At 38.1% G+C, this 25,234-nt stretch carries 26 protein-coding genes and 1 pseudogene; 11 read left to right on the top strand and 16 right to left on the bottom strand.

What is annotated here, in order from left to right; genetic code table 11:
* The first annotated feature begins 308 nt into the window (after positions 1–308).
* Positions 309–2,654: an autotransporter outer membrane beta-barrel domain-containing protein gene (locus CDOM16190_RS03090; RefSeq protein WP_170018847.1), complete on the top strand. Its 2,346-nt coding sequence runs from the start codon at positions 309–311 to the stop codon at positions 2,652–2,654.
* 48 nt (positions 2,655–2,702) lie between these two features.
* Here the strand turns inward: CDOM16190_RS03090 and gdhA are convergent, their stop codons facing one another.
* The 16 genes and pseudogenes from gdhA to CDOM16190_RS03010 form a co-directional block, all read right to left on the bottom strand.
* Positions 2,703–4,061 carry an NADP-specific glutamate dehydrogenase gene (gene gdhA / locus CDOM16190_RS03085; protein WP_170018846.1) on the bottom strand — a complete coding sequence of 453 codons (1,359 nt, stop codon included), beginning with the start codon at positions 4,059–4,061 and terminating at the stop codon, positions 2,703–2,705.
* Positions 4,062–4,280: 219 nt separating this feature from the next.
* Positions 4,281–4,703: a Sua5/YciO/YrdC/YwlC family protein gene (locus tag CDOM16190_RS03080; protein WP_170018845.1), complete on the bottom strand. Its 423-nt coding sequence runs from the start codon at positions 4,701–4,703 to the stop codon at positions 4,281–4,283.
* The gene (locus tag CDOM16190_RS03075) at positions 4,700–5,602 is read right to left on the bottom strand and encodes a DMT family transporter (protein WP_170018844.1); all 903 of its coding nucleotides are present in this window, start codon (positions 5,600–5,602) and stop codon (positions 4,700–4,702) included. Before CDOM16190_RS03075 ends, CDOM16190_RS03080 begins: the two co-directional genes overlap by 4 nt.
* Positions 5,603–5,686: 84 nt before the next feature.
* Positions 5,687–6,505 carry a DNA-methyltransferase gene (locus CDOM16190_RS03070; protein ID WP_170018843.1) on the bottom strand — a complete coding sequence of 273 codons (819 nt, stop codon included), beginning with the start codon at positions 6,503–6,505 and terminating at the stop codon, positions 5,687–5,689.
* Positions 6,498–7,318, bottom strand: a pseudogene (locus tag CDOM16190_RS03065) (type II restriction endonuclease). Before CDOM16190_RS03065 ends, CDOM16190_RS03070 begins: the two are co-directional and overlap by 8 nt.
* A gap of 13 nt (positions 7,319–7,331) precedes the next feature.
* A complete protein-coding gene (locus tag CDOM16190_RS03060) occupies positions 7,332–7,514 on the bottom strand; it encodes a DpnD/PcfM family protein (protein WP_170018842.1) in 183 nt (60 codons plus the stop codon).
* Positions 7,504–8,208, bottom strand: coding sequence for a type II restriction enzyme NmeDI-related protein (locus CDOM16190_RS03055; RefSeq protein ID WP_170018841.1), 705 nt, complete (start codon positions 8,206–8,208; stop codon positions 7,504–7,506). The genes CDOM16190_RS03060 and CDOM16190_RS03055 overlap by 11 nt, the downstream gene beginning before the upstream one ends.
* A 5-nt stretch (positions 8,209–8,213) precedes the next feature.
* Entirely contained in the window at positions 8,214–11,471 is a 3,258-nt protein-coding gene (gene carB, locus CDOM16190_RS03050; RefSeq protein WP_170018840.1) for a carbamoyl-phosphate synthase large subunit, read from the bottom strand.
* Positions 11,471–12,226 (bottom strand): rod shape-determining protein MreC, encoded by a 756-nt coding sequence (gene mreC, locus CDOM16190_RS03045; protein WP_170018839.1) that lies wholly within the window; start codon positions 12,224–12,226, stop codon positions 11,471–11,473. The genes carB and mreC overlap by 1 nt, the downstream gene beginning before the upstream one ends.
* On the bottom strand, positions 12,216–13,253 hold the full coding sequence (locus CDOM16190_RS03040) for a rod shape-determining protein (protein WP_169973529.1): 1,038 nt from the start codon (positions 13,251–13,253) through the stop codon (positions 12,216–12,218). The genes mreC and CDOM16190_RS03040 overlap by 11 nt, the downstream gene beginning before the upstream one ends.
* A gap of 15 nt (positions 13,254–13,268) precedes the next feature.
* Positions 13,269–14,501, bottom strand: coding sequence for an ATP-dependent Clp protease ATP-binding subunit ClpX (clpX, locus tag CDOM16190_RS03035; RefSeq protein ID WP_170018838.1), 1,233 nt, complete (start codon positions 14,499–14,501; stop codon positions 13,269–13,271).
* Positions 14,501–15,289: an acyl-ACP--UDP-N-acetylglucosamine O-acyltransferase gene (gene lpxA / locus CDOM16190_RS03030; protein WP_170018837.1), complete on the bottom strand. Its 789-nt coding sequence runs from the start codon at positions 15,287–15,289 to the stop codon at positions 14,501–14,503. Before lpxA ends, clpX begins: the two co-directional genes overlap by 1 nt.
* A 10-nt stretch (positions 15,290–15,299) precedes the next feature.
* Entirely contained in the window at positions 15,300–15,746 is a 447-nt protein-coding gene (gene fabZ / locus CDOM16190_RS03025; protein ID WP_169943187.1) for a 3-hydroxyacyl-ACP dehydratase FabZ, read from the bottom strand.
* Positions 15,747–15,868: 122 nt separating this feature from the next.
* Complete coding sequence (locus CDOM16190_RS03020) at positions 15,869–16,942, bottom strand: epoxyqueuosine reductase QueH (RefSeq protein WP_170018836.1); 1,074 nt, start codon at positions 16,940–16,942, stop codon at positions 15,869–15,871.
* A 53-nt stretch (positions 16,943–16,995) separates the two neighbouring features.
* Positions 16,996–17,952 (bottom strand): tRNA (adenosine(37)-N6)-dimethylallyltransferase, encoded by a 957-nt coding sequence (locus CDOM16190_RS03015; RefSeq protein WP_170018835.1) that lies wholly within the window; start codon positions 17,950–17,952, stop codon positions 16,996–16,998.
* Positions 17,949–19,151, bottom strand: a complete 1,203-nt coding sequence (locus CDOM16190_RS03010) for an NAD(P)/FAD-dependent oxidoreductase (protein WP_170018834.1) — start codon at positions 19,149–19,151, stop codon at positions 17,949–17,951. Before CDOM16190_RS03010 ends, CDOM16190_RS03015 begins: the two co-directional genes overlap by 4 nt.
* Positions 19,152–19,245: 94 nt before the next feature.
* Here CDOM16190_RS03010 and mqnP point away from each other — a divergent pair, with 94 nt between their 5' ends.
* The 10 genes from mqnP (at position 19,246) to rpmE (ending at position 25,231) form a co-directional block, all read left to right on the top strand.
* Positions 19,246–20,112, top strand: coding sequence for a menaquinone biosynthesis prenyltransferase MqnP (gene mqnP, locus CDOM16190_RS03005; RefSeq protein ID WP_170018833.1), 867 nt, complete (start codon positions 19,246–19,248; stop codon positions 20,110–20,112).
* Complete coding sequence (locus tag CDOM16190_RS03000; protein WP_170018832.1) at positions 20,109–20,624, top strand: hypothetical protein; 516 nt, start codon at positions 20,109–20,111, stop codon at positions 20,622–20,624. Before mqnP ends, CDOM16190_RS03000 begins: the two co-directional genes overlap by 4 nt.
* A 58-nt stretch (positions 20,625–20,682) precedes the next feature.
* Entirely contained in the window at positions 20,683–21,195 is a 513-nt protein-coding gene (locus CDOM16190_RS02995; protein ID WP_170018831.1) for a DUF6115 domain-containing protein, read from the top strand.
* 143 nt (positions 21,196–21,338) lie between these two features.
* On the top strand, positions 21,339–22,307 hold the full coding sequence (gene moaA, locus CDOM16190_RS02990) for a GTP 3',8-cyclase MoaA (protein ID WP_170018830.1): 969 nt from the start codon (positions 21,339–21,341) through the stop codon (positions 22,305–22,307).
* 37 nt (positions 22,308–22,344) lie between these two features.
* On the top strand, positions 22,345–23,106 hold the full coding sequence (locus CDOM16190_RS02985) for a 7-carboxy-7-deazaguanine synthase QueE (protein WP_170018829.1): 762 nt from the start codon (positions 22,345–22,347) through the stop codon (positions 23,104–23,106).
* The gene (locus CDOM16190_RS02980; protein ID WP_169943178.1) at positions 23,107–23,688 is read left to right on the top strand and encodes a 6-pyruvoyl trahydropterin synthase family protein; all 582 of its coding nucleotides are present in this window, start codon (positions 23,107–23,109) and stop codon (positions 23,686–23,688) included. It abuts the gene before it with no gap.
* The gene (locus CDOM16190_RS02975) at positions 23,688–23,876 is read left to right on the top strand and encodes a hypothetical protein (RefSeq protein WP_170018828.1); all 189 of its coding nucleotides are present in this window, start codon (positions 23,688–23,690) and stop codon (positions 23,874–23,876) included. Before CDOM16190_RS02980 ends, CDOM16190_RS02975 begins: the two co-directional genes overlap by 1 nt.
* Positions 23,876–24,289 carry a hypothetical protein gene (locus CDOM16190_RS02970; protein ID WP_170018827.1) on the top strand — a complete coding sequence of 138 codons (414 nt, stop codon included), beginning with the start codon at positions 23,876–23,878 and terminating at the stop codon, positions 24,287–24,289. Before CDOM16190_RS02975 ends, CDOM16190_RS02970 begins: the two co-directional genes overlap by 1 nt.
* A complete protein-coding gene (locus tag CDOM16190_RS02965; protein WP_170018826.1) occupies positions 24,286–24,942 on the top strand; it encodes a 16S rRNA (uracil(1498)-N(3))-methyltransferase in 657 nt (218 codons plus the stop codon). The genes CDOM16190_RS02970 and CDOM16190_RS02965 overlap by 4 nt, the downstream gene beginning before the upstream one ends.
* A gap of 88 nt (positions 24,943–25,030) precedes the next feature.
* Complete coding sequence (gene rpmE / locus CDOM16190_RS02960; protein WP_169973557.1) at positions 25,031–25,231, top strand: 50S ribosomal protein L31; 201 nt, start codon at positions 25,031–25,033, stop codon at positions 25,229–25,231.
* Positions 25,232–25,234 lie beyond the last annotated feature (3 nt).

The raw sequence follows: 25,234 nt of genomic DNA, 5'->3' as shown, positions 1-25,234 counted from the left end.
AAATTTTAAATATGTAACAAAAAGAAACTCAATTTAATCAAAAACTTAAGCTTAAATCTATTTAATTTTTAAAAAATTAATTTTAAACTATAATAGACCGCAAATAAATTTTTAAAATTTATAATTTACCACTAAGGAGTATATATGAAAGATTGCATTCAAGCAAATTCTTTTAGGCAGACAAGTAAAAGATATATATATATATATCAGCGGCAGTAGCCTTATGGCTTCCGACAACGACAATAGCTAGCGACCTCACTCCCCCTAGCCTTAAAAGTAACAAAATCGCAGACTATTTCAATGAAGATATGGGAACGTCCTATCCATATGGAATAGGAACAAAAAATCCTCTAGTTATCAATGACAAAACAGACGCCAAAATAGACGGTTTCATATTCGGCGCATATAAAGAAAGCGAAGATGTAGGCGGTGTAAAAATAGACGTGGACGGCTATAACAACACAAACCCTATAAACATCATAGGCTCCGGATCCAATAGCGGTTTGGCAAGCAATAATACAATAAACATCAAAAACAAAACTAATATTTCTAAAGGATACGTTGTAGGCGGAGTATCATACGACAAAGACTCTACTAAAAATACGGTTACGGTAGAAAACTCGGTAATAGATAGCGCAGAAGGCGGAGCTAGTATCAAAGGAAAATCTGAATACAATAAACTAACCATCAAAAATTCTACGGTAGGAAGAGAGTCTGCCGGCAAAGACGAAGATACGGGATATACATCAGGGGGTTCTTCTGAAGCTTTTTCTGCTCACAATACTTTGATAGTAGAGAACTCAAATATGTACGGCGAAGTAAATGGCGGAGATGGGGATGAAAGAGCGAATTTCAACACCGTAATCGTTAGAAAGTCAAAAGTTTATAACAAAAGTATTGACGGCGGGGATTCGTGGAAAGGTAAAGAGGCTAGAGGAAACAAAGCGGAAGTATTTGACTCTGGCGTAAAAAGCATATATGGAGGAAAATCTAACAACGGTTTGGTAGAGGAAAATACCGTAAATGTAGTAAATTCTAAAGGAAACGATATATTTGGCGGCTACTCCGATAAAAATTCGGCTAGTAAAAACGTAGTAAGCGTAAAAGACTCAAAATTTAATTCCATATACGGAGGCGCAAGCGGAAGTGGCAAAAATATAAACAACATAGTAAATTTATATGGGGATATAGAGGTTGTTAACTCTATACAAGGCGGACTTACGCATATAGACCAACACAACAAGATTAAAGCCGAATATACGACACTTGGCAATACTTTAAATATCCACTCTAAAAACGTAAAAACAGGATCTTTAAGCAACTTTGAAAAATATAATTTCTACCTTCCAAGCGATACGAAAAACGGCGATACGATAGTAACCTTAACGGGAAAATACGATACTAATCTTATAGATACAAAAATAGGAGTAACCATAGAAGGCGACTCTCCTATGCTAAAGGCTAACGATAAAGTAAATCTGATAAAAAGTGAAGGTGAAGGCAAAATAATCACCGATGAAAAGATAAAAGTAGAGGCTATTAAGGGTGTAACTACAGTATATGACTTTAGCGTTAAAAAAGAGGGAGATAAAACTTTAGTAGCTACTTTAAATTCACTTCCTGAGCCTAAACCTCAACCGCAACCAAAGCCTGAACAGCCTAAACCTGAGCCTAAACCAGAACCAAAGCCTGAGGGTAAGATAAATCAACAAGCCTACTCTTTACTAAGCGGTTCAGTAGCGTCTATGACTCTAAACAATAGACTAAATGACGGTATAAACGGAGCTATGATAGACATCAAACGAAGACTAGATAGCAAGCTGGTGGCACATGCCGCAAATATACAAACCGACGCTATAAAGCCTACATATTACGATGCGGATCTTGGCGTAATTAGCTTTGCTAATATAAGCGGCTTTAGTTCAAACTACGACAATGGAAATGTGGATGCCGATGGGTTTAACGCTATTGCCGGGCTTGCTAAGAGTTACGACAACTCTCTTTTAGGAGCGTTCTTAGAATACGGATATGCTAAATTTGACGGCGACATCAACGCAGCCAAATCAGACGGTAAGACAAAGGCTATAGGTATCGGAGCGCTAGCAAAATATAACTTAGATAACAATATATACATAGACGGGCATCTAAGAGTAGGTAAAAATAAAACCGATTACAACTCTATGTTTAAAACATTAGGTGAAGTTAGCTATAAAACAAGCGCAATGTATTATGGCGTTGGAGTGGGTATAGGATACCTTGCAAATATAGGAGCTGTAGGTCTTGACTCTAAGCTAGGATATAGTTTTACGCATGTAAAAGACGATGAAGTGGAAATAAACAAAGAAAAAATTAAATTTAATAGCATAAATTCAAATAGAGTAAAATTTGATACTGTTATATCCTATAACGAATTTGAAAAATTTGCTCCTTACATAAATGCTAAACTTGAGTATGAATTTGACGGAGATTCAAAACTACAAACCATCCAGCAACCAAACGGCATTAATCTTAACCAAAAAGGATTTAGCGGCGGTGCCGGTTTGGGCGTTAAATTTACTCCTAGCAAAGCAAGCGTAATTAATATAGAGGCAAATCAAATCGTAGGCAAGCGCGATGAAACAAGTGCGAAACTAGGATTTGCGCTTAGATTTTAGATGATAAATTTCAAGGGAAATAAATTCCCTTGAAATTTTATTTATATATCACACATAGCCCTGATCTATCATCGCGTCAGCCACTTTTCTAAAGCCCGCGATATTTGAGCCAAGCACGAGGTTGCCCTCATCGCCAAACTCCTTGCTCGTCTCGTAAGAGAGTTCAAAAATATGATTCATAATACTATGAAGCATCTTATCTACTTTCTCGAAACTCCAAGATGTCATACCGGCATTTTGCATCATCTCTATTCCGCTAGTGCCGACTCCTCCCGCATTTGCAGCTTTTGCAGGAGCGAAATAAAAATCTTTTTGAGCCAGCATAAAATTTATCGCATCTAATGTGCTTGGCATGTTTGCACCCTCTGCGACAAAGCGACAACCGTTTGCGTAAAGCACTTTTATATCCGCCAAATGGATCTCGTTTTGAGTGGCGCAAGGAAAAGCTCCGTCACAAGGCACATCCCAGACACCATTTCTACCTTCTTTATATTCACTCACGCTTACATATTTTGCATTTGGTCTAAATTTCACATATTCGCTAAGTCTTTCGCGCCTGACCTCTTTTATCTCTTTTAGTAGTGCCACATCTATTCCATCGCTATCATATACATAGCCGTTTGAATCAGATGCCGTAATAGGCAAGGCACCTACCTGATATAGCTTTTCTATCGTATATATGGCGACATTTCCGCTTCCGCTTACAGAGCATCTTTTGCCCTCCAGATCAAGCCCGGCTTTTTGTAGCATATTTTGAGTGAAATACACAACTCCATATCCTGTAGCCTCTGTTCTAGCAAGGCTTCCGCCCCAATTTAAGCCTTTGCCTGTTAAAATCCCATCAAATCTACCGGTTAGTTTTTTATACTGTCCAAACATATACCCAATCTCTCTAGCACCCACACCTATATCTCCTGCGGGCACATCTACGGTATTGCCTATATGACGGTATAGTTCGTTTATAAAAGCTTGGCAAAAACGCATTATCTCATTATCGCTTTTACCCTTTGGATCAAAACTGCTTCCGCCTTTTGCGCCACCCATTCTAACGCCTGTAAGAGAGTTTTTAAAAATTTGCTCAAATCCTAAAAATTTCAACACGCCAAGATCAACACTAGGATGAAATCTAAGCCCGCCCTTATATGGACCAACAGCTGAGTTAAACTGGATACGATAACCGTTATGGACCTGAGGTCTTCCGTTGTCATCGGTATATGTTACCCTAAAAATAACCGTTCTTTCAGGGATTACTATGCGCTCTAATATGGCATGTTTTTGGTACTTGCTCTCTTTTTTTATCAAAGGCTCTAGGCTATAAAGCACCTCAGTAGCGGCTTGGACGAATACTGCCTGACCTGGGTTTGTCCTCTTTATCCACTCCAAAGTCTGGTTGATATACTCACTCATTTTGGATCCTTTTTGGTAGATTTTTATGGTGAAATATTAACACTCTAGTAAAAAATTTTTGTTTAAAGTTATTTTTATATTTTTATTTTAGGCATTTGATGTTACATATTGAAACTAAATTTATTCTGGTTTAATATTAATGTATATTCTATAATGTTTTAAATGTAAAATTTAAAAGATAAAGATTGAAATTTCAAGAAAATATTATTACAAAAAGACCTATCTAAGCTTTTTTATTCTTTTGTTTGAAATTTTATATATCCTTGAGCTTGCACTCTCTTTAAACTCGATATCCACTATATTATCCGCTACACTTTTTGCCCAAATTTCATCAAATTTCTCTCCGCTTAAATTTGCACTAGTTGAGTAAAGCCAGCCGTGAATATCAAGAAATTTAGCATGAGGACAATCTTTAACCACACGAATAGCTTTTAAATTTGGATATAAAAATGTAGTTTTTCTTGCTCGGCGAACTAAATTTTTAAATTTATCTGGAACTCGCACGAGTGTTTTTAGCTTACTAAATTTTGATGTTGTAATAAGACATGGTTTATCTTCGTCTCGACCTTTAATTCGGTTTAGCTCACGATAATCTTTGCTTAAAAATCCAGCTGTAGTATCGGTTTGGGCAAGATATATCATCTCGCCTTCTCCTTTTTAGAAAGTATTAAAATACAAGATATTATAAATACAAACCCGATAAAATCTAATAAAACAAACTCGGTCTTAAGCCAAAAATATCCAAAAATAGCGGCACTAACAGGCTCTATGCAAGCTATCATGCTAGCCTTGCTTGCACCTATTGTCTTAACGCCTACCATATAAAAACTAAAGGCAAAAATAGTGCCTAAGGTGATGACAGACAAAAAAGCTAAAAATCCATTAGTATCGCTTACGCCATCTAAGCTCCAAGGTTTGGTTATGAGTGCCAAAGCAGCTCCGGCTATCACCATACCCCAACCCAGATTTAAAGCAACTGGATATTTTTTATTAAGTCTTGTCGGCACAAGGCTATATATGACAATACCTGTTGCACTTATTAGAGCATAAACTAAAGCTTTTCCTCCGATGGCAAGAGTATTGAAATCTCCATGAGTTGCCAATAAAAAGACACCTAAAATAGCAAGTATTAAAGCGATTAGTTCATTTTGCTTTGGAAATCTTCTTTCAATTAAACATACAACGGCTAGTATCATTGCGGGCGCAGAGTATTGTATGACCGTTGCAACTGCGGCATTTGATAGCTCTATGGCACAAAAATATGTATATTGCGTCATCAAAAGACCGAAAAAGGCATATATCATAAGCTCTAAAAGCAGCTTAGTATCTCTTATAGGCTTAAAAGCCAGCTTTGGATTTGAGATCATAAAATATATTACCAAAACCGTTCCAGCCAAAAACAGCCTATAAGGAACAAGCCAATCTGGACTTATATTTTTTTGTTCGAATAGATATTGTCCGCAAACCCCACTAAAACCCCATAAAATACCGCCAAAAAGTGTAGAGAGTGTGCCTAAGAATTCGCTTATATTTTTTTGCATAGATCAACCTTGAGATTAAAAAATAAGTATATAAATTTAATCTTAATCATAAATAAAATATTACTTTATTTTAAATACTATTTCTTAAAAATCTAAGCTATATTGTTCAAGTAGTCGAATGTCTGAAAATTTACGTTTAAAAATAGTAAAATTTGCATCTAACTCCTGTTTTCTTTTTTGAGAAATTTTAATAAATTCATCATCTTTTTCTATACCTACAAATTTTCGTCCTAATAAATTCGCAGCTATTCCCGTCGTGCTTGAACCGCTAAAAGGATCGCAGATAAGGCTATTTGCACTGCTTGCCATCAAAATTATACGCACTAAAAGAGAAAGCGGCTTTTGCGTCGGATGCTTGCCGCAGCTTTTCTCCCAAGGAGCAATGGCAGGAAAACTCCAAACATCTTTCATCTGTTTATCGCCGTTTAGTTTTTTCATAAGTTCGTAGTTAAATATATGCTTATGCTTTTCACTCTTTCTTGCCCAGATAATCTGCTCTGTGCTGTGAGTTAGGTATCTACAGCTAAAATTTGGAGGCGGATTTGTCTTTTGCCATGTTATGATATTTAAAATTTTATAATCCAGCTTTTGCAAAGCGCGCCCGATAGAAAAGATATTATGATAGGTTCCGCTTATCATAACACTTCCGTTGTCGGTTAGCGCATTTTTGGCTAGGCTAAGCCAAGAGAGGTTAAATTTATCTATCTCATCTATGCCATAGCTCTTATCCCACTCGCCTTTATTGACGCTTACTATGCGTCCGCTTTGGATACTTAAGCCGTTATTTGATAAAAAATATGGCGGATCGGCAAAGATTAGATCAAATTCTTTTGTAAATTTCGGCAAAATTTCAAAGCAATCGCCTTGAAGAAGAGTGAAGTTGCTTTCTACTTTATCAGCCATGTTTTAGCTCACTAGTAAAAAGATGAAGCGTAGATAAGTTGTAAATCTTCACACTTTTATAAGCTTCTTCAAGCTTATTTTTAGCACTTAACCAGCCTTGTCCATCTGTTATCCAAACGAATTTAAATCTATCATAAAGTGAAATTTTGTGCGAAATTTCTATATAGGATCTGGCTACTTCATTTAGTTTTGAACCGCCCGTATTATAAAAATTTGTCTCTACCAAATATGTTAGCTCACCGGCTTTGACAACAAAATCAAATCTCTTTTGATCACTTCCTAAATCTAAGCCAAGGCTTAGGTTGCTAACTTCAGTTTGAAAACAAATATTTTCACTCCTAAAATATTCTGAAACAATTCGCGCAAAATTCTTTCCACTTCGATTTTTTCGCGCATTTGTATCAAGTCCTACTTCTATACCAAATACATAATCATGTAAATTTTTAATTTTCCCACTTATAAAAACTTTATCAAGTCCTGTTTCACAAAAAATTCATAGATTTTTTCTGGGTCGTTAAAATATGTCTTAATCTTAGTTAAAACCCTGTTATTATCAATTACATCTGTATTTTTATCACGAACCGCAATAAGCAAATTTAAGACATCAAAGCACTCTTTATCATACTTAAAAAGTCTGTTAATATTTGTTTTCAAATCATTTTTGCCTAGCAAAAAGTTAAGAGTGTGAAGCTTTATCGAAACGATTTGCAAATTTTCATCACACTTTTCAAAATCAGTAAAATAGCTTAAATTTGCGTTAGTTTTCCTAAGTAGCCCTAAAAAATCATCAAAATTCGTGAAATTTTGCCCCATTTTTGCCCTAAATTTAAGATTTCAGCTCGACTTGCTCTTTGATTTCAAACTCAACATCGCAAAAATCATCCGAATTTAAAACTATTTCGCAATTTTCGTAAGCTGATTTTGCGATCTTACGTGCAACTTCCTTATTTTCTGCTTTAATAAAAAGCTTTTTTACAAGTGTCTCGGTGATTTGAACTTCAAATTCCAACTTGAACCTTTAAATTTTCTTTTTCATATAGTTTTACTATGCTATCATAATCAACAAAACGCACGCTACTGGCAATACTTTCATATATGGATGCGCTAATTACGCTATTAAATTGAGCGCGTCTATTTTTATCTGCAACTATAAACATCTTAGCGTTAAAGTCTTGAAGTTCATAAAATTTATTAAGAGAATTTCTAAAATCAGTTGAGTGTTCTACTTCAAAAAACGAATGAGGCAGCTTGCGCTCATTAAACCATATCGCATCGATAGTTTTAGCAAATTTTATGATTTTTGGATAAGAAAATTCATAAATTTCACTAGTCGTAGCTATTTCATGCAGTTTTTTATCGATGAAAAATCTATTTTTATCTTGTGGTGGTATATAAGTATAAAAATTTCTTAAATTCCCTATTTGTGCGATAATGCCTTGAAAATAAGAGTGGGTAAACTCATTCTCTCGTGTAATCTCTTTTATATTAAGCTTTGATAAAATTTCGCTTTTAAATTCGCTAAGACCCCAAAGTCCAGGCTGAATTTTAAAAAATTCTTTATTTGTCTGAACTATCCTGCGTATCGTGGCAAACGGAGTTTTAGTCTGCCACGAACTAACATCGGTTAGTCTATAAAGCTGTGAAAACGTAGCCAAATTTCCGTTTTCAACCATAGCTTTTATGACAAAATCTTTTTGCTTCATTTAAACTATTTCGTTAAATAATCCTGTAAACTTTTTACTTCCAAAGCTGAACCATCTTGAACACTTTTTATAGATTTAGCAGCGGCAAGTGCAGCAGCGATAGTAGTAAAGTAAGGAATTTTAAATCGCAATATATTTTGACGAATTTTCTTACCATCCTCGGCGTTTGATTTGCTGTCGCTTGTGTTTATAACAAGCGAGATATCGCCGTTTTTAAGCCTGTCCTCTATATTCGGGCGACCCTCACTTATCTTATACACAAATTCCGCATCTACATTGCTATCTTTTAAAATTTTATGCGTTCCACCTGTTGCTATAATCTTAAACCCTAAATTTATAAACTCTTTTGCAAGATTAATAGCATATGTCTTGTCATTATCTGCAAGAGTTAAGAAGACGAGTCCGCCTGTAGGTAGCGAGTTACTCGCTGCGATTTGCGACTTAGCAAAGCTTCTTGCAAAATCACTGCTGATACCCATAACTTCACCTGTTGATTTCATCTCAGGACCAAGTATCAAGTCTGCGCCGCTTAGTTTATTAAACGGAAATACAGCTTCTTTAACGCAAACGTGGTTTTTAACGCGCGGTTTTAGGATGCCCTCCTCTTCAAAGACGACTCCGTAAGCGTCGTAAAATTTAAGTGCTTCACGCAAATTTCCTTGCCACATAACGCGGGTTGCAACCTTTGCCATAGGAACGCCCGTAGCCTTACTTACAAAAGGCACGGTGCGACTTGCGCGAGGGTTTACTTCTATCATATATAGCTCGTTTTGATAGATAGCAAACTGGATATTCATAAGTCCCACAACGCCCAAATTTAGTGCTATATCGCGAGTTTGACGTTCAACTTTTTTTATCATTTCGTTACTTAAACTCATTGGTGGCAGTATGCACGCGCTATCGCCTGAGTGGATACCCGCCTCCTCGATATGCTGCATAATAGCACCGATATATACATCCTTGCTGTCGCTTATTGCATCGACATCAAGCTCAATAGCATCTTGCAAGAATTTATCAAGCAATACAGGAGAATTGTTGCTTACATTCACAGCTTCGCTCATATACTCTTTTAGTTCAGCCTCACTATGAACTCTTCTCATAGCACGTCCGCCAAGTACATAGCTAGGACGCACAAGCACCGGATAACCTATGGTATTAGCCTTTCTAATAGCCTCGCTTTCGCTTGTAGCGGTATCGTTAACGGGTTGCTTTACTCCGATTTTATTTATAAATTCGCTAAATTTCTTTCTATCTTCTGCGATATCAATAACGCGAGCGGTAGTTCCGATAATCTTAGCACCGGCTATAGTTAAGCGCTTAGCAAATTTAAGAGGAGTTTGTCCTCCGAAATGCACTATCACTCCATCTGGCTTTTCGCGTTCGATGACTGAGCGTACATGCTCAAAATCAATCGGCTCAAAATAAAGCACATCGCTCGTGTCGTAATCTGTTGATACAGTCTCTGGATTACAGTTATACATTATAGTCTTTACGCCAAGATCGCGAAGAGCGTAGCTTGCATGCACGCAGCAATAATCAAATTCTATGCCTTGACCTATTCGGTTTGGTCCACCGCCTATTATCATCACTTTTTTAGAATCATCGGCTAATAAATTTTGTGGAATTTTAGTGATATTTGTCGTAGAATACAGATACGAAGTAAGCGCTTTTAACTCTCCTGCGCAAGTATCTACCTCATTGTATTCAAGATTAATACCAAGCTTATTTCTGGCAAAATAGATGTCATTTTGACTCAGCTCAAGATTGTCTTTTAAATTTATAAGATGAGCTATCATCTTATCGCTAAAGCCCATTGATTTAGCTTCTCTAAGTAAATTTTCATCGTTTAAGATATCCATATCTATGCGGTCTTCAAATTCAACTATTTGGCGAATTTGATCCAAAAACCAAGGATCTATCTTGCTATATTCGTTAATTTCATCTATGCTAAGTCCATCTCTAAATGCTTGAGCAATCATCAAAAGACGATTTTCATTAGCATTTCTAAGTCCGTAAATCAAAGCGTTTTTATCTAAATTTAAAAAGTTAAATCCGTAAAAATCCTTCTCCATCGAGCAAAGTGCCTTTTGAATACTCTCTTTAAACGTCCTTCCTATAGCCATTACTTCGCCCACAGACTTCATCGCAGTGCCTAAATATGGATTCGCACCTGGAAATTTTTCAAAAGTAAAGCGAGGAATTTTAGTCACTATATAATCAATTGCAGGCTCTCTTGATGCAGGAGTATCGGCTATATCGTTTTTTATCTCATCCAGGCTAAAACCGACGGCAAGAAGAGTAGCAACCTTTGCTATAGGATAACCGGTAGCCTTACTGGCAAGTGCAGAGCTTCTAGATACGCGTGGATTCATCTCTATAACTACCATTCTGCCATTTTTCGGATTTATAGCAAACTGCATATTGCTTCCACCGGTATCTACGCCTATCTCCCTGATAATAGCAAAGCTTGCTTCGCGCATCTTTTGATACTCTTTATCTGTTAGAGTAAGCGCTGGGGCTATAGTTATAGAATCTCCTGTATGCACACCCATTGGATCGAGGTTTTCGATAGAGCATACTATGATGCAATTATCTTTGCTATCTCTAATAACCTCCATCTCATACTCTTTCCAACCAAGCAAACTCTCCTCTATTAAAATTTCATGTATCGGGCTTGCATCTATACCAGCTTGCGCAAGCTCTCTAAACTCATCAATATTATATGCAACTCCACTTCCTGCACCACCTAGAGTAAAAGAGGCCCTAATAATCAGAGGAAATCCTATCTCATTAGCAGCCGACATAGCTTCTTCAAGGTTATAAGCGTATCTACTCTTTGGCAGATCCATACCTATTCTTTGCATAGCAGCTTTAAATTCCTGCCTATCCTCACCCTTTTTTATCGCCTCAGGTCTAGCGCCTAAGAATTTTACGCCTTCAAGCATTCCTGATTCGTGTAATTGCATAGCCACGTTTAGAGCTACTTGTCCACCCATAGTAGGTAAAATTGCATCTACATTTTCTTTATCGATTATACGTTTTATACTCTCTTTTGTAATAGGCTCTACATAAGTAGCATCGGCAAAATCAGGATCGGTCATGATGGTAGCCGGGTTTGAGTTGATAAGCACGACCTTATAGCCTAAACTCTTTAGAGTCTTAGCCGCCTGCGTGCCACTATAATCAAATTCGCAAGCTTGACCGATAACAATAGGTCCCGAACCTATCAATAAAACTGTTTTTATATCTTCTCTTTTTGGCATTATTTTTCCTTTGTAACTGCATATAGATATGATGGAATATCAACTTTTACGTATGGTTCTACTAATACGCTCTTATATAAACTCTCTTCAATAACTTTTGTAACTTTTCCTACAGGAACTCCGCTGAAAAATATCCCGTCAAGCCCGCTTGTATAGACCTCATCGCCCTCTTTTGGATGAAGCCATTGAGGAATAAATTTTATCAAAAGTCCGTTCTTATTGCCATGTGCTATACCTGGGATCTTTTCATTTCCCACAAAAACAGCAAATATATTTTTAGGATCATTTTGTAAGATGGCCATTGGGCGATCGTCTTTGGATATTACTATGCCGGCACTCTTGCCCTGATAAATAAGCCCATAAATTTTAGAGCTATTAAAATCATCAAATTTATCAAGCCAAATTTTATTATAATCGCTTATATTTACATAGCTTAACGCTCTAACGAGCTGAATTTTGGGCTCATATATGCTTGAATTTTTATCTATCAAAATTTCATTTAGCTCTTTGGCAAATGAGGCCAAAAGAACGGCAGACTTTTCAAGCTCAGCATTTTGAGTCCTAAGAGATATTATCTCCTCTTTTTGTCTAAAATGCTCATTTACCTTGTTGACTATAATTTTAATGCCATCATCATACATTTTGACAATAGAGCTATTTAAATTTACAACCTCTTTGCTAAATATCTCACCCTTGTAAAGAGAGCCAAGCACCAAGGCTCCGATTAAAATAACAAATAAAATTTTACTCTTCATTTGTTAGTTGTTGCAAAAGTCCTATCTCTTCCAAGGCCTTACCGGTTCCTCTTGCAACAGCCATTAGCGGCTCATCGGCTACAAATACAGGAAGCTTAACTATATCGGATAGATACTTATCAAGTCCTCTTATCAGAGCTCCGCCACCTGTTAAAACCACTCCATTTTCTACAATATCACCGGCAAGATCAGGCGGCATCATCTCAAGCACTGTTTTTAAGGCGTCGGCTATCTCTTTAAGGGGCTCTCTCATCGCCTCTCGCACATCTTCGCTGGTTAGCTCTATCCTGCTTAAAAGTCCGCTTACCTGATCGCGCCCTTTGACCACGATAGTAAGCTCTTGAGGAAGCTGTATAGCAGAGCCTACTTGGATCTTTATGTCCTCTCCCGCTCTTTCGCCTATTAGCAGGTTATACTTCTCTTTGATATAGTTTACTATACTCATATCAATCTTATCTCCAGCAGTACGTATTGACTTACTGATAACAAGACCTCCTAGAGAAACAACGCCTATCTCAGTCGTGCCGCCGCCGATATCGACAACTAAATTTCCTTGCGGCTCACGAACTGGCAAATTTGCTCCGATTGCCGCAGCCATAGGCTCTTCTATTAAAAATACCTCTCTAGCGCCCGCACTTAGCGCACTTTCTCGGACGGCTTTTCTCTCAACCTGAGTTAGACCGTAAGGCACTGAGATGATGATGCGCGGACGGATGAAGCTTTTACGTCTGTGAGTCTTTTCTATAAAATACCTTATCATCTTTTCGGTCATATCAAAGTCCGCTATAACGCCGTCTCTCATCGGTCTTATAGCCTCGATATCTCCGGGAGTTTTACCGACCATATCTTTAGCCTCATGTCCTACTGCTAAAATTTTTTGCTTACCGTATTTTTCACGTTGCACGGCAACCACCGAAGGCTCATTTATGATGATACCTTTATCTTTTACCAACACAAGCGTGTTTGCCGTGCCCAAATCTATACCCATATCACTTGAGAAAAATCCAATAATTTGATCTAAAATCATCTTTTACCTTTTATATTATGCACTTAGTTTGTTTTGCTTTACTAAAATCGGCTTAGCACCACCGCTTACCACATCTTTTGTGATCACTACTTCATATCCGCCAAGCTCCGGTAGCTCATACATGATATCCACCATCACCTCTTCCATTATGCTTCTAAGCCCTCTTGCGCCCGTCTTTCGCTCGATCGCAAGTCTAGCAACCTCTCTTAGCGCCTCATTGTCAAATTTAAGAACCGCTTTGTCTATAGCAAAAAGCTTTTGATACTGCTTTAAGATCGCGTTTTTTGGCTCGGTAAGAATTCTCACCATATCATCTTGCGTTATCTCATTTAGCGTAGCTACGACGTGAAGCCTTCCGATAAGCTCAGGTATAAGCCCAAAATGCACCAAGTCATCAGGCTCAAGAAGCTGGAGCAAATTTGACCTCTCATCCTTACTGCGCTTATCTTGGTTAAATCCAAGCACGTTTTTACCGATACGTCTTTCCACGATATCGCTAAGTCCGTCAAACGCTCCACCGCAAACAAACAAGATATTTGAAGTATCTATCTGGATAAAGTCTTGATTAGGATGCTTTCTGCCGCCTTTTGGAGGGATATTTACGACACTTCCTTCGATTATCTTAAGAAGTGCTTGCTGCACGCCTTCGCCCGAAACATCGCGAGTTATCGAGCGGTTTTCACTCATCCTTGCTATCTTATCGATCTCATCGACAAATACAATGCCTTGCTCAGCTCTTTTTACATCGCCGTCAGCCGCCTGAAGCAAGCGAGTTAGGATGTTTTCCACATCTTCGCCTACGTATCCCGCCTCAGTTAGACTTGTCGCGTCACAAATGGCTATAGGCACATCAAGAAATCTAGCTAAAGTCTGAGCCATTAGCGTTTTGCCGCTTCCTGTAGGTCCTACAAGCAAGATATTTGACTTTGAAATTTCGGTATCATCCTCGATCTCGCTTTGCTTAAAAATTCTCTTGTAGTGGTTATAAACTCCTACGCTAAAAACCTTTTTTGCGTTATCTTGACCGACTACATAACCGTCAAGCACCTCTTTTAACTCTTTTGGAGTCAAATTTTTATAATCATGCTTTAAAATTTCTTCGCTTTTTTCAAGGCTGGTATCGCCATAAATCATATTGTAAGCGGCATTTATGCAGTATTCGCATATGAAAGCATGCCCGTCTATATCAGATAGCAGCCTTCTGTCGTTTGACTCGACTTCGCCGCAAAAATTACACTTTTTCGCCATTATTCTCTTCCTTTTGCCAGCGGAATTCCCCGCGTCGTGCTTAGTATAAATTCGCACATTTTTTTTACATTTTCGTTGTTTTGAGTTTGCATAAGCTCGCCTGCAGCTTCTTTTAACCCGCCTTCATGTCTAAATAAAAATTTATAAGCCCTATTTATCTCTTCTACATTTTCTTTATCAAATCTTCTGCGAATTCCAACCAAATTTAGCCCTCTTATGTAGGCTCTATTGCCCTCAGCCAAGCAAAACGGCACTACATCTTGACTAAGCGCGCTTGCACCTGCGATCATGCAGCTTTCTCCGATTCGCACGAACTGATGCACTGGAGTTAGTCCGCCGACTACCGCAAAATCTCCCATCTCAACGTGTCCGGCTAAAGTAGCGTTGTTTGCTAGAATTACGTTATTGCCGATTATACAGTCATGCGCTATGTGGCAATACGCCATGATAAAGGCACTATCACCGATTCTAGTTAGTCCATCGCCTTTATGCGTGCCCGAATTTATCGTGCAAAATTCACGGATTGTGGCATTCTTTCCTATACGCACGCCGGTATCGCTTTCAGGCTTGTAGCTGATATCTTGAGGTATGTCGCCTACGATTGCGTAGCTGTAAATTTTACTAAAGTCGCCTATGTGCGTATCTCCCACGATCCTAGCGCCCTGCTTAACCAGCACGCCGTTACCAAGCACCGCGTCCTTTCCGACATAGGCATAGGCTTCGATTGTCGCGTCTTCGCCGATCTTGGCACCGTCTTCTATGACCGCCGTTTTATGGATATTTTTCATCAAATTTCGCCTATTTATCTACTATCATCGCTTTTAACTCCGCCTCGCAAGCAAGAGTTCCGTCCACATAAGCCTTGCCGTCAAGAACCCAGATATTTCCTTTATGTTTTAGCACTTCAAGGCGGTACTCAAGCTTGTCGCCAGGGCGGATCGGATGGCGAAATTTAGCGCGATCTATGCTCATAAAATAGACAACTTTATTTTCAATGCCCGCCTGATGTTCATCGCTCATACTCTTAAACGCGAGCACTCCGCCCGCTTGCGCCATGCCTTCTATTATCATTACACCCGGATATATCGGATGATCGGGGAAGTGTCCTTGGAAAACCGGCTCGCCGATCGTTACGTTTTTATAAGCCACTATGTGCTTTGCGGGCTCGATTTCTACGACTCTATCGATGAGTAAAAACGGATATCTATGCGGAAGTATCTTTTGAATTTGCATTATGTCTATCACTACTAAGCCTTAATCATTAAAATATAGACCCGATTTTAGCTAATTTTTGCTAAGAGAAAGATTATTGAGTTTAATTTTAGCTTTTTAAGCAGGAAATTTTAAGCCGAATTTTAAGCATTAATTCACTCTAAAACCAAAATTTCCCTGCTGTCGTTATAAGTTACGCTTTTGCCATAAATTTCATATCTGCCCTCTAAAATTTGATCAAGCACGACTATTGGATTTTGGCTAAAATCCCCGCAAATTTGCCTTCTTAAATTTAACTCAGCTTCCACGCTTGGCGGATTTTTGCAAAGCTCGCTAACGCTAGTGTATTTACGCCCCGTAATTTCATTAAATTTGGCTAAATTCATCATCGTTACGCCGTCTCGAAGCTCGTCAAGCAGATCTTTTGCCTTGCTTACACTAAATTTCACGCTCGAACGCTTAAAATTTGAGTAGAGCAAAAAGTAGCTAGGCGCAACTTCACCGCCAACCTTCACAAATCCCCTAAGCAATCGGTAGTTTAAAAAATATTTGCGCGAAAGATGAAATTTCACGCCCTTTTCTTCGCACTCTCGCACTCTTTTATAAAGCTCAAGCCGCTCTTCGATGCTGCCAGGCAAAACGCGTCCGTTTATTTCGCTTGCAAGCTCACTTAACGGCAAATTCTGCGCTTCTCGCTGCTTACTAAGCCCAAAGATGCATCCGCAGTAGTTTTGATGATAGAGCTTATCTTTTTTGGCTAGCTCAAACTGCTCGTTCGTGCCACCGTTTTTTCGGTAATCAACCGCCACTGCTTCAAGCTCATAGCCGCTTACCGCCTCTTTTAGCGAAGCTTCAAGCTGGCTAAAATCCTTCTTCGGGCTCATTAAAAGCGTAGTTGTAACCGACTTTTGCCCAAGCTCAATCGCCTTAGCGGCCGAGCTTCCCACGCGAAAATCAAAGCAATATTTGCAGCGCTTGCCTTTTTCAGGCTCATCTTCAAGCCCTTTAGTTCCGGCAAGCCAGCTTTCATAGTCGTATTCTCCGCATATCAGCTTAATACCCATCGCGTCACACGAGCGCTTAACGTCCTCGTAACGCATCAAAAATTCGCTATAAGGATGGATGTTTGGGTCATAAAAATAGCCAATCAGCTCCTCATCAGGAAAATCCTCACGCAAACGACGTAAAAAGTAGTGGCTATCGACGGAACAGCAGATATGAACTAGCAAATTTTTCCTTTTTTACTTGTGATTTTATGGCAATTTTAGCTGCAAATTTTAAATCAGCTTAAAAATTCGCGAATTTTTGTTTCGCACTCTTGGATAGAGCCGCTAAATTTCTCTTCAAATTGCGAGCGGTTAAAGGTGCGCTGACGTTTGGCAAGCTGAGCCGTATGCGTTGAAATCAGCTCAAAAAGCTCGCTTTCATTAATGCTGTCTTTTAAAAACTCACCGCACTCTTTAAGCCCGATTGACTTAAGCGGTTTTGGCTCGCTAGGATACTTTTCAAAAAGAAATTTCGCTTCATCCAAAAGCCCCTTTTCAAGCATATTTTTGGTGCGAATTTTTATGCGCTCACGCAAAATTTCTCTCTCCCAAACTATCTCGAAAATTTTTAAATTTGAAACGATAGGCTCATAGGTATTTTCGCGCAGATAGACGCTTGGCGGAGTTAAGATCTCTAAATTTTGCCACGATCTATGCTGCACAGCTTTAATCAAATTTTGCACTTCAAACTCTTTGGTGGGGTTTTCAGTCTTTAAAACATGAGCGTAGATGTCAAGCCATTTGTTTAGCCTATATGTGTCATTTTGACTAAATTTAGAGGCAAAAACAGGATCTATCTTACTTGCAAATTCGTAAATTTCAGCGTTACTAAGTCCGCTTTCAAGTCGCTCAAATTTCGGCGAGAGTCCCGAGATTAAGGATTTTAGATAAAATCCGCTTCCGCCCGTTATAAATAAATTTTTCCCGCTTTCTAACGCAAATTCGCGGGCTTGCTTATAAATCTCAAAAAACATCCCCACGTCAAAATGCTCGTTTGGATATATCAAATTTATCCCAAAATGCCTCACGCTAGCAAGCTCTTCCTCGCTTGGCTTTGCGCTTGCGATATTGATCTCTTTATAGACGCAAAGCGAGTCAAGACTTAAGATAATGCCGTTAAACTCGCTTGCAAGCTTAAGCGCAAGATCGGTCTTGCCGCTTGCCGTAGCGCCTATGATAGCAAGTTCTTTCAAGCGTAAATTCCTGAAAAAAGCAGCACGTCATCGCTATTTTCGTTTGAGATGTCACGCACTATCATATCGGTTAAAATTTTAGAAATGCACGGAGCAAAGAGGCTCTCGTTTAGCCCAAAACCGCTTATATAAAGCAGGTTTTTATAACTCTCATCTCGCCCAAATATAGGCAGAGAATTGGGCGTAAATGCCAAATTTTTAGCTTTAAAAGTCGGATTTTTAAGCTCAAAAAATGAAGTATACGGCTTTAGCTTAGCTAAATTTTCATTTATCTCTTTTATATCCACAAGCGCATCTTTTGCATTTATTTGAGGCTTTGTAACGATGTTTACAAGACCGTTTTTAGCATCTATATTCAATCCGAAATCATCAATCATAAGCGGCATTTTAGGCGATATATCCTCATTTGCTTCAAAACTTACTTCATAAATTTTCGCACTAATGAGATCGAAATTCACGCCTAATTTTTTAACCAAATTCTTATCATCTCCGCTTGCTTGGATGAAGCTGCTTGCCTCATATCTGTCAAGCCTTCCGATTACCGATCTTACGCCATCTGCACCAACTTCGTAATCAACGATCTCATCGGTTATAAAAGCAACTCCGCTTCGCTCTAAAAACGCTTTTAAATTTTCATATAGTTTTTGCGCGTCCAGTCTTGCGTTTTTCTTTAAATTTAAAGCTCCCTTTACGCCGTTTTTAACAAGACCCAAAGTATTTTCGTCGCGTATATCTAAAATTTCGAAATTTTCATCGTTAAATTTTATATTTTCAAGCATGAATTTGTATTTTTTATCGTCAAAAAACACAAGCGCTTCGCCTCTGCTTTCAAATTCAAATCCCCCTATTTCGCTTGCTAAATTTTGGTAAATTTCATAACTTTTTAAGCCGTATCTACGAGTTAAAATTTCAAGCTTTTTACTAGGTCTCGTTTGATTTACGCTAAATTTTAAAAGCCAATTTAAAAACGCTTTATCGGCTAAATTTTTAAACCCTACAAAGCCGTCTCCTCTGGCGAATTTTAAAACCTCGTCAAACAAACTTCGATGTGCACCTAAAAATAAATTTAGCGTATTTAAGCCGTTAGTTTCAGGCTTTTGCGTTTTAGACACGACAGCTACGCTAAGAGAGTTTTTCACGCACCAGTAAGCGCTAAAAAGCCCTGAAATTCCGCTTCCTACAACTACTACGTCTTTCATAGGTTTTCCTTTAAATTTATCTTGAGCGGCTTAATTTTAGCAAATTTTTGTAATTTAAGATAAAATAACGCCAAACTTAAATTTATGGAAAAATATGCAAAAATTTCTGACGACACTAAAAGATATCGGCGAACTAATCGTATTTAAGCACTCTATTTTTGCGTTGCCGTTTATCTTTACGGCGATGATAGTTGCAAGCAAACAGATAAATAACTCGGCTTGGTTTGGCTGGAAGTTGCTGATTTTAGGCATAATCTGTGCAGTGAGTGCCAGAAATTTCGCAATGGCTTTTAACCGATACATGGATGAGGATATAGATAAATTAAACCCGCGCACCGCAAATCGCCCAAGCGTTGACGGACGCATAGGCAGGGGGAATTTGCTTGTTTTTATCATCGCAAATGCGGCGATCTTTGTCATAGTCGCTTGGCTTATAAACGATCTTGCATTTTGGCTATCTTTTCCGATTTTAATCATTCTTGGCGGATATTCGCTCTTTAAGCGCTTTAGCGAGCTTGCGCATTTGGTGCTTGGTTTATCGCTTGGTTTAGCTCCGATCGCAGGAGCGGTGGCGATAAGTGCGAGCATACCTTTATGGAGCGCGCTACTGTGCCTTGGGGTGATGTTTTGGGTGGCGGGATTTGACCTGCTTTATTCGCTTCAGGATATGGAATTTGATAAGCAAAAGGGGCTTTTTAGCATACCTTCGATTTACGGGCAAAAAGCTACGATGTTTATCTCCGCACTTTTTCACGTAAATGCGGTTTTGTTTTGGTTGCTCTTTGCTTGGGCTGCAAATTTGGGACTTTGGGCATTTATCGGAGTTATATTAAGCGCAGTGATTTTATTTGCCGAACACAAAATCGTTCGCAAGGATTTTAGCAAGATAGATAGAGCCTTTTTCACGCTAAACGGCTATCTTGGAATTATGTTTTTTATATTTATATGGATAGATTTATGAGGCTTTATCCTGCAAATTTAGATATCGTTTTTGAAGAAATTTTAGATAGAAAAGATGAATTTGCGATTGAATTCGATAAGCTAAGCGGAAGCGAGGACGATCCGCTGGGACAGTGGCTAAAGCGCGCTAAAACAAGGGGTGAAACCAAAGAGAGCGATCAGGTTTTGCTCACGCTTTTAACCGAACTGCACCGCAAATTTGACGAACTAAATGCGTATTTGAAAAACGAAAAAATTTCAAAGCTTGAGCTTAACGAAAGCTCGGTGATAGAGGGTATCGGCTTTGAAAATTTTGCGATAAAAGAGGCTAAATTTAGCACCGGAGGCAGTTATTACGCTAGAATTTCAATGCCGATATTTCCAAAGCGAGATTTAGCGGTGTTTTTTGAAGCAGTTGATGAAAAAACAGCCAAGATAACAAAGATGCACGAAAGCGATGAGAGCGACTACAACGGATATGTAACGGCTAGAGAGCGCGTGATGATACGCGAGTTAAGGGGAAATAATGAGTAGCGATTTTCAAGTTTATCCCATTCTATTGACTCGTCTATATTGTAGTTAAGGGGAAATAATGAGTAGCGATTTTATAATTTTTATTGGACTTGGACTTATTTTAGTAATACTTTTTTTGTTGGTAGTGTTTAAAGACATGGAGGCTGGCAAGAAATTTTCAAGATATGAAAAAGTATTAGAAGGTATCATCCAAGAGAATCATCTCTTAAAAAAACAACTTAACAATATAGAGATAGCAGGAAGTGCAAATATAGATGTAGAAGCGATAGAATTACGATTAGAACAAAGACTAAACGAGCAGATAAACTCAAAAATCATCCCTATAGTAAATACTCTTAAAGGGATAGAAACTTCCATAGACAGCTTTCAAGAAGAGCAGCAAAACAGGATCTACACACTTGAAGAACGAACTAAAACCATAGGAAAAATAACATCAAATAGTGAAGAAACTGACGAAAAACGAATTATAGATATGTATAAAGATGGTAAAAACATAGAAACAATAGCCAAAGATCTTAGACTTGGAATAGGCAAAGTCGAATTTGTCCTCAAATTTAATAAACTCATTTAAATAAATAAAACTAATTAAACTTATAAAATATAAAAAATAAACATCACTAAAATAGTCAAAATTTAAAAAATTTTAAAGGTAAGCTCCATATAATGCTTATAAATTTGTTTAGATAAAAATCTAAATTAACTAAGGGTAGAAAGATGTTGATAGACGGGCATGGACGAGTTGTTGATTATCTGCGCATTTCAGTAACACAACGCTGTAACTTTAGATGCAAATACTGTATGCCAAAAACCCCTTTTGAATGGACACCAAAAGAGAATTTGCTTAGCTTTGAGGAGCTGTTTTTATTTGTCAAAGTCGCAATCGACGAGGGTGTAAAAAAGATCCGAATAACAGGCGGCGAACCGCTTTTAAGAAAAGATCTTGACAGTTTTATAAGGATGATACACGATTATAAAAACGACATAGATTTAGCCCTTACTACAAACGGCTACATGCTAAAGCACTACGCAAGATCACTTAAAGATGCGGGGCTTAAAAGACTAAACATGTCACTTGATAGCCTCAAAATCGAAAAAGCTAAATTTATCGCGCAAAAAAGCGTGCTTCACGAAGTTTTGACAGGCTTTGAAGCCGCACTTGATGCAGGACTTAAAGTAAAGATAAATACCGTCGCCCTAAAAGGCGTAAATGACGATGAACTAGTAAGCTTGCTTGAGTTTGCAAAGAGCAGAGGTTGTCAAATTCGCTTTATCGAATACATGGAAAACATGCACGCAGACGACGAGCTTAAGGGCATGAAGGCGGCTGAAATTTTAGACGTTATCGGACAAAAATATAAAATCACAAGCGACGGCAAGCTACCTACAAGCCCTGCTAGTATATATATGCTTGAGGACGGATATAAATTCGGCATTATAGACCCTCATAAGCATGACTTCTGCGAGAGTTGCAACAGAATTCGCTTAACAGCTGAAGGGTTTTTGATACCGTGCTTGTATTTTGAAGATGCTATGAGTATCAAAGACGCCGTAAAAGCGGGCGATGTAAAAGGCGCAAGCGAAATTTTACGCAAGGTGCTTCAAAACAAACCCGAAAAAAACAGATGGGAAGCGGGAGTGGCAAACGAAACTTCAAGCAGAGCCTTTTACCAAACAGGCGGCTGAAATTTGATATAATCTCGCCAAATTTGAAAGGTAAAATTTGGGTTTAAATTTGGTCGAGAGCTTTTTAAGCATACAAGGCGAGGGCGAAAGTAGCGGCAAGCTCGCCATATTTTTACGATTTGCGGGATGTAACTTAACCTGCAAAGGCTTTGGCGTGAGTAAAATTTCGCCAAAAACCGGCGAAGAGCTAACGGGTTGCGACACTATTAGAGCTGTTTACACAAGCCACTTTAAATATGAAAATTTAACCTATCAAGAAATTTTAGCCCTCGTTAAAAAATACGATCAAAATTTACACCAAAAGCCTATCATCGTCATAACCGGCGGAGAACCGCTTTTACATTACAAAAACGAAGATTTCATAAATTTGGTTCAAAATTTGCTTGATGAAAATTACGAGGTGCATTTTGAGACAAACGGCACTATTGAGATTGATTTTAGTAAATTTCAGATTTATAAAAACTGCACTTTTGCCATAAGCGTCAAGCTTAGCTCAAGCGGTGAAAACAAGGCCAAACGCATAAATCAAGCGGCTTTAAAAGCCATAAAAGAAAATGCAAAAGAGAGCTTTTATAAATTTGTGATAAATAAAGAGATGATTCAAAGCGCACAAGCGGAGGCTGAAATTTTTGAAATCCTTGAAATTTGCGATAATGACGTTTTTTGCATGCCGCAAGGTTATGATAAAATAAGCCTTGAAAACAATGCTAAAAGCGTGGCTGAATTTTGCATAAAATTTGGCTTTAACTATACGGATCGCGTTCATATAAGACTTTGGGGCGATAAAGATGGAGTTTAAATGATAATTAGAAAACTTTTTAAATTTGAAAACGCTCACATTGTGAGATTTTGTAGCTCAAGAAGGTGCAGAACAAGCATTCATGGGCACTCTTATAGGGCTGAAATCCTACTTGAATCAAATTTCTTAGACAATGCGGGCATGGTTTATGACTTTGGCTTAATGAAGCAAAATATCAAATGTCTAATCGACAGCTTCGATCACACAACCACGCTTTTTAGCGGTGATGATAAAGAGTACCTAGATGACATGAAAAAACATTCAAAACGTTGGATAGAAATTCCCGTAAATCCTTCCGCAGAGCAGTTTTGCAGGATATTTTTCGTACTAATCGACAGACTTTTAAAATCAACCGTTATGCAAAACGGCGAGCGGGAAGTAAAAATCCACAGCGTAATCGTCCATGAAACCGACACGGGCTACGCGCAGTGTTTTAGGGATGACGCATATAACGCCAAAATGGGCGAGATAAATTTAAAAGATATTATATTTTCGCCTGAAATCATAAGCGAATGGGACGATAAAGATCTCTTTGATAAGATAAAACTCGGGCAAAAAATCATAAATCCAAAGGAGGTATGATGAGGCGAATTTTTTGGATTTCGGCTTTGATCTTAGCACTGTTTTTCACAGGTTGCGAGGATGAAAAAAAGCAAATTTTACTTGATCTAAACGAAGCTCCTCCAAGCGATGTGCCGATTGCTGCGCCTGATGCCAACGTAACCATAGATGAAAATTTACCGCCTGAACCGGTAGTCGAAGGGAAATAATGGAATTTAACGAGAGTTTAAAAGAGCTTTACGAAATGGCGCTTAGTCTTCATTTGGCGATTGCCGTTATATTAATAGCACTCATCATCATACACTTTTGCCTTATAGAATTTGGCGTAAATTCGCCATCTTATGCAAAGCGAATTCGACTTTTCTTGCCAACTTACTATAGCTTTTTAGCAGCTATGCTAATGACTGGGCTTTTATTGATGAGTGTCTTTTACTTTCATTTAAGCTTCAGGGTGGTAGTGATGATAGTCGTTTGGGTACTTTTAATCGGACTTGGCGCAATGGAGTTTAAAAAATTAAAAGTGGCCATGAAGAGTAAAAATTTTATAGATTTTAGAAAAAAGATGAGATTTAAAATTTTGCTTGATCTTGCACTCGTTCTTATCGCAAGTGGTGTGAGATGAAATTTCTTTACTCAAAGCAAGCGGGAGAGGAGCAAATTTGCCTTCAAAACGAGCAGTTTTTACATCTTAAAGCAAGGCGAGCGAAACTTGGCGAGCGAATTGACGTTAGAAATTTAAAAGACGGACAAAATTATATATATGAAATTGCAAATTTAGATAGAAAAAGTGCCGAACTATCTTTGGTTTTTAAGCATAGCCTAGAGGACGAAGAGCTGAATTTCAGCCTTGGCTGGGCTATCATAGATACTAAAGTGATAGAAAAAACCCTGCCTAGCTTAAATGAGATCGGAGTTAGCAAGCTTATATTTTTCTACTCTGATTTTTCTCAAAAAAACTTTAAAATCGATAAAGATAGACTTGAGAGAATTTTAATAAATTCTTGCGAGCAGTGCGGACGAAATTCTCTTATGCAAATTGAAATTTATAAAAATTTAGATGAGGTTTTAAACTCTTACAAGGATATTGCGCTAGTTGATTTTGGTGGAGAAAATTTTGAAAATTATAGGCAAAGCGAGCTTTTAATAATTGGTCCGGAAGGCGGATTTAGCCAAATCGAGCGTGAAAAAACAGGTAAAAAATACAGTCTAAATTCTAAAAATATACTTCGATCTCAAACTGCGATTTTAAGCGTTGCAGCAAAGGTTTTAGTCTAAATTTGATTTTTAAAAAGTTTTTTTGTATAATCACGCCTTACTCTATGAACGAAACAGATAATAAAATAGGCTATAAAAAGGATAAAAAATGAAAAAAGAGATTCATCCGGAATTTGTTGAGTGCCAAGTAACTTGTGCTTGCGGCAACACTTTTACAACCAAATCAAACAAAAATGAGATCAGAGTAGATATCTGCAGCGAGTGCCACCCGTTCTTTACAGGAAGCGAAAAGATAGTTGACTCTGCCGGTAGAGTTGATAAATTTAAGAAAAAATATAACTTGAAATAATAC

Source organism: Campylobacter sp. RM16190 (assembly GCF_012978835.1).
In the GTDB taxonomy this organism is placed as follows: Bacteria; Campylobacterota; Campylobacteria; order Campylobacterales; family Campylobacteraceae; genus Campylobacter_A.
The sequence above is the reverse complement of the archived record's forward strand: the minus strand, read 5'-3'. Positions and strand labels throughout refer to the sequence as shown.

What these genes read in the sequence shown, in the direction of transcription:
- CDOM16190_RS03090 (WP_170018847.1), top strand. Translation starts at nt 309, where the DNA reads ATGGGAACGTCCTATCCATATGGAATAGGAACAAAAAATCCTCTAGTT.
- gdhA (WP_170018846.1), bottom strand. Translation starts at nt 4,061, where the DNA reads ATGAGTGAGTATATCAACCAGACTTTGGAGTGGATAAAGAGGACAAAC.
- CDOM16190_RS03080 (WP_170018845.1), bottom strand. Translation starts at nt 4,703, where the DNA reads ATGATATATCTTGCCCAAACCGATACTACAGCTGGATTTTTAAGCAAA.
- CDOM16190_RS03075 (WP_170018844.1), bottom strand. Translation starts at nt 5,602, where the DNA reads ATGCAAAAAAATATAAGCGAATTCTTAGGCACACTCTCTACACTTTTT.
- CDOM16190_RS03070 (WP_170018843.1), bottom strand. Translation starts at nt 6,505, where the DNA reads ATGGCTGATAAAGTAGAAAGCAACTTCACTCTTCTTCAAGGCGATTGC.
- CDOM16190_RS03055 (WP_170018841.1), bottom strand. Translation starts at nt 8,208, where the DNA reads ATGAAGCAAAAAGATTTTGTCATAAAAGCTATGGTTGAAAACGGAAAT.
- carB (WP_170018840.1), bottom strand. Translation starts at nt 11,471, where the DNA reads ATGCCAAAAAGAGAAGATATAAAAACAGTTTTATTGATAGGTTCGGGA.
- mreC (WP_170018839.1), bottom strand. Translation starts at nt 12,226, where the DNA reads ATGAAGAGTAAAATTTTATTTGTTATTTTAATCGGAGCCTTGGTGCTT.
- CDOM16190_RS03040 (WP_169973529.1), bottom strand. Translation starts at nt 13,253, where the DNA reads ATGATTTTAGATCAAATTATTGGATTTTTCTCAAGTGATATGGGTATA.
- clpX (WP_170018838.1), bottom strand. Translation starts at nt 14,501, where the DNA reads ATGGCGAAAAAGTGTAATTTTTGCGGCGAAGTCGAGTCAAACGACAGA.
- lpxA (WP_170018837.1), bottom strand. Translation starts at nt 15,289, where the DNA reads ATGAAAAATATCCATAAAACGGCGGTCATAGAAGACGGTGCCAAGATC.
- CDOM16190_RS03010 (WP_170018834.1), bottom strand. Translation starts at nt 19,151, where the DNA reads ATGAAAGACGTAGTAGTTGTAGGAAGCGGAATTTCAGGGCTTTTTAGC.
- mqnP (WP_170018833.1), top strand. Translation starts at nt 19,246, where the DNA reads ATGCAAAAATTTCTGACGACACTAAAAGATATCGGCGAACTAATCGTA.
- CDOM16190_RS03000 (WP_170018832.1), top strand. Translation starts at nt 20,109, where the DNA reads ATGAGGCTTTATCCTGCAAATTTAGATATCGTTTTTGAAGAAATTTTA.
- CDOM16190_RS02995 (WP_170018831.1), top strand. Translation starts at nt 20,683, where the DNA reads ATGAGTAGCGATTTTATAATTTTTATTGGACTTGGACTTATTTTAGTA.
- moaA (WP_170018830.1), top strand. Translation starts at nt 21,339, where the DNA reads ATGTTGATAGACGGGCATGGACGAGTTGTTGATTATCTGCGCATTTCA.
- CDOM16190_RS02980 (WP_169943178.1), top strand. Translation starts at nt 23,107, where the DNA reads ATGATAATTAGAAAACTTTTTAAATTTGAAAACGCTCACATTGTGAGA.
- CDOM16190_RS02975 (WP_170018828.1), top strand. Translation starts at nt 23,688, where the DNA reads ATGAGGCGAATTTTTTGGATTTCGGCTTTGATCTTAGCACTGTTTTTC.
- CDOM16190_RS02970 (WP_170018827.1), top strand. Translation starts at nt 23,876, where the DNA reads ATGGAATTTAACGAGAGTTTAAAAGAGCTTTACGAAATGGCGCTTAGT.
- CDOM16190_RS02965 (WP_170018826.1), top strand. Translation starts at nt 24,286, where the DNA reads ATGAAATTTCTTTACTCAAAGCAAGCGGGAGAGGAGCAAATTTGCCTT.
- rpmE (WP_169973557.1), top strand. Translation starts at nt 25,031, where the DNA reads ATGAAAAAAGAGATTCATCCGGAATTTGTTGAGTGCCAAGTAACTTGT.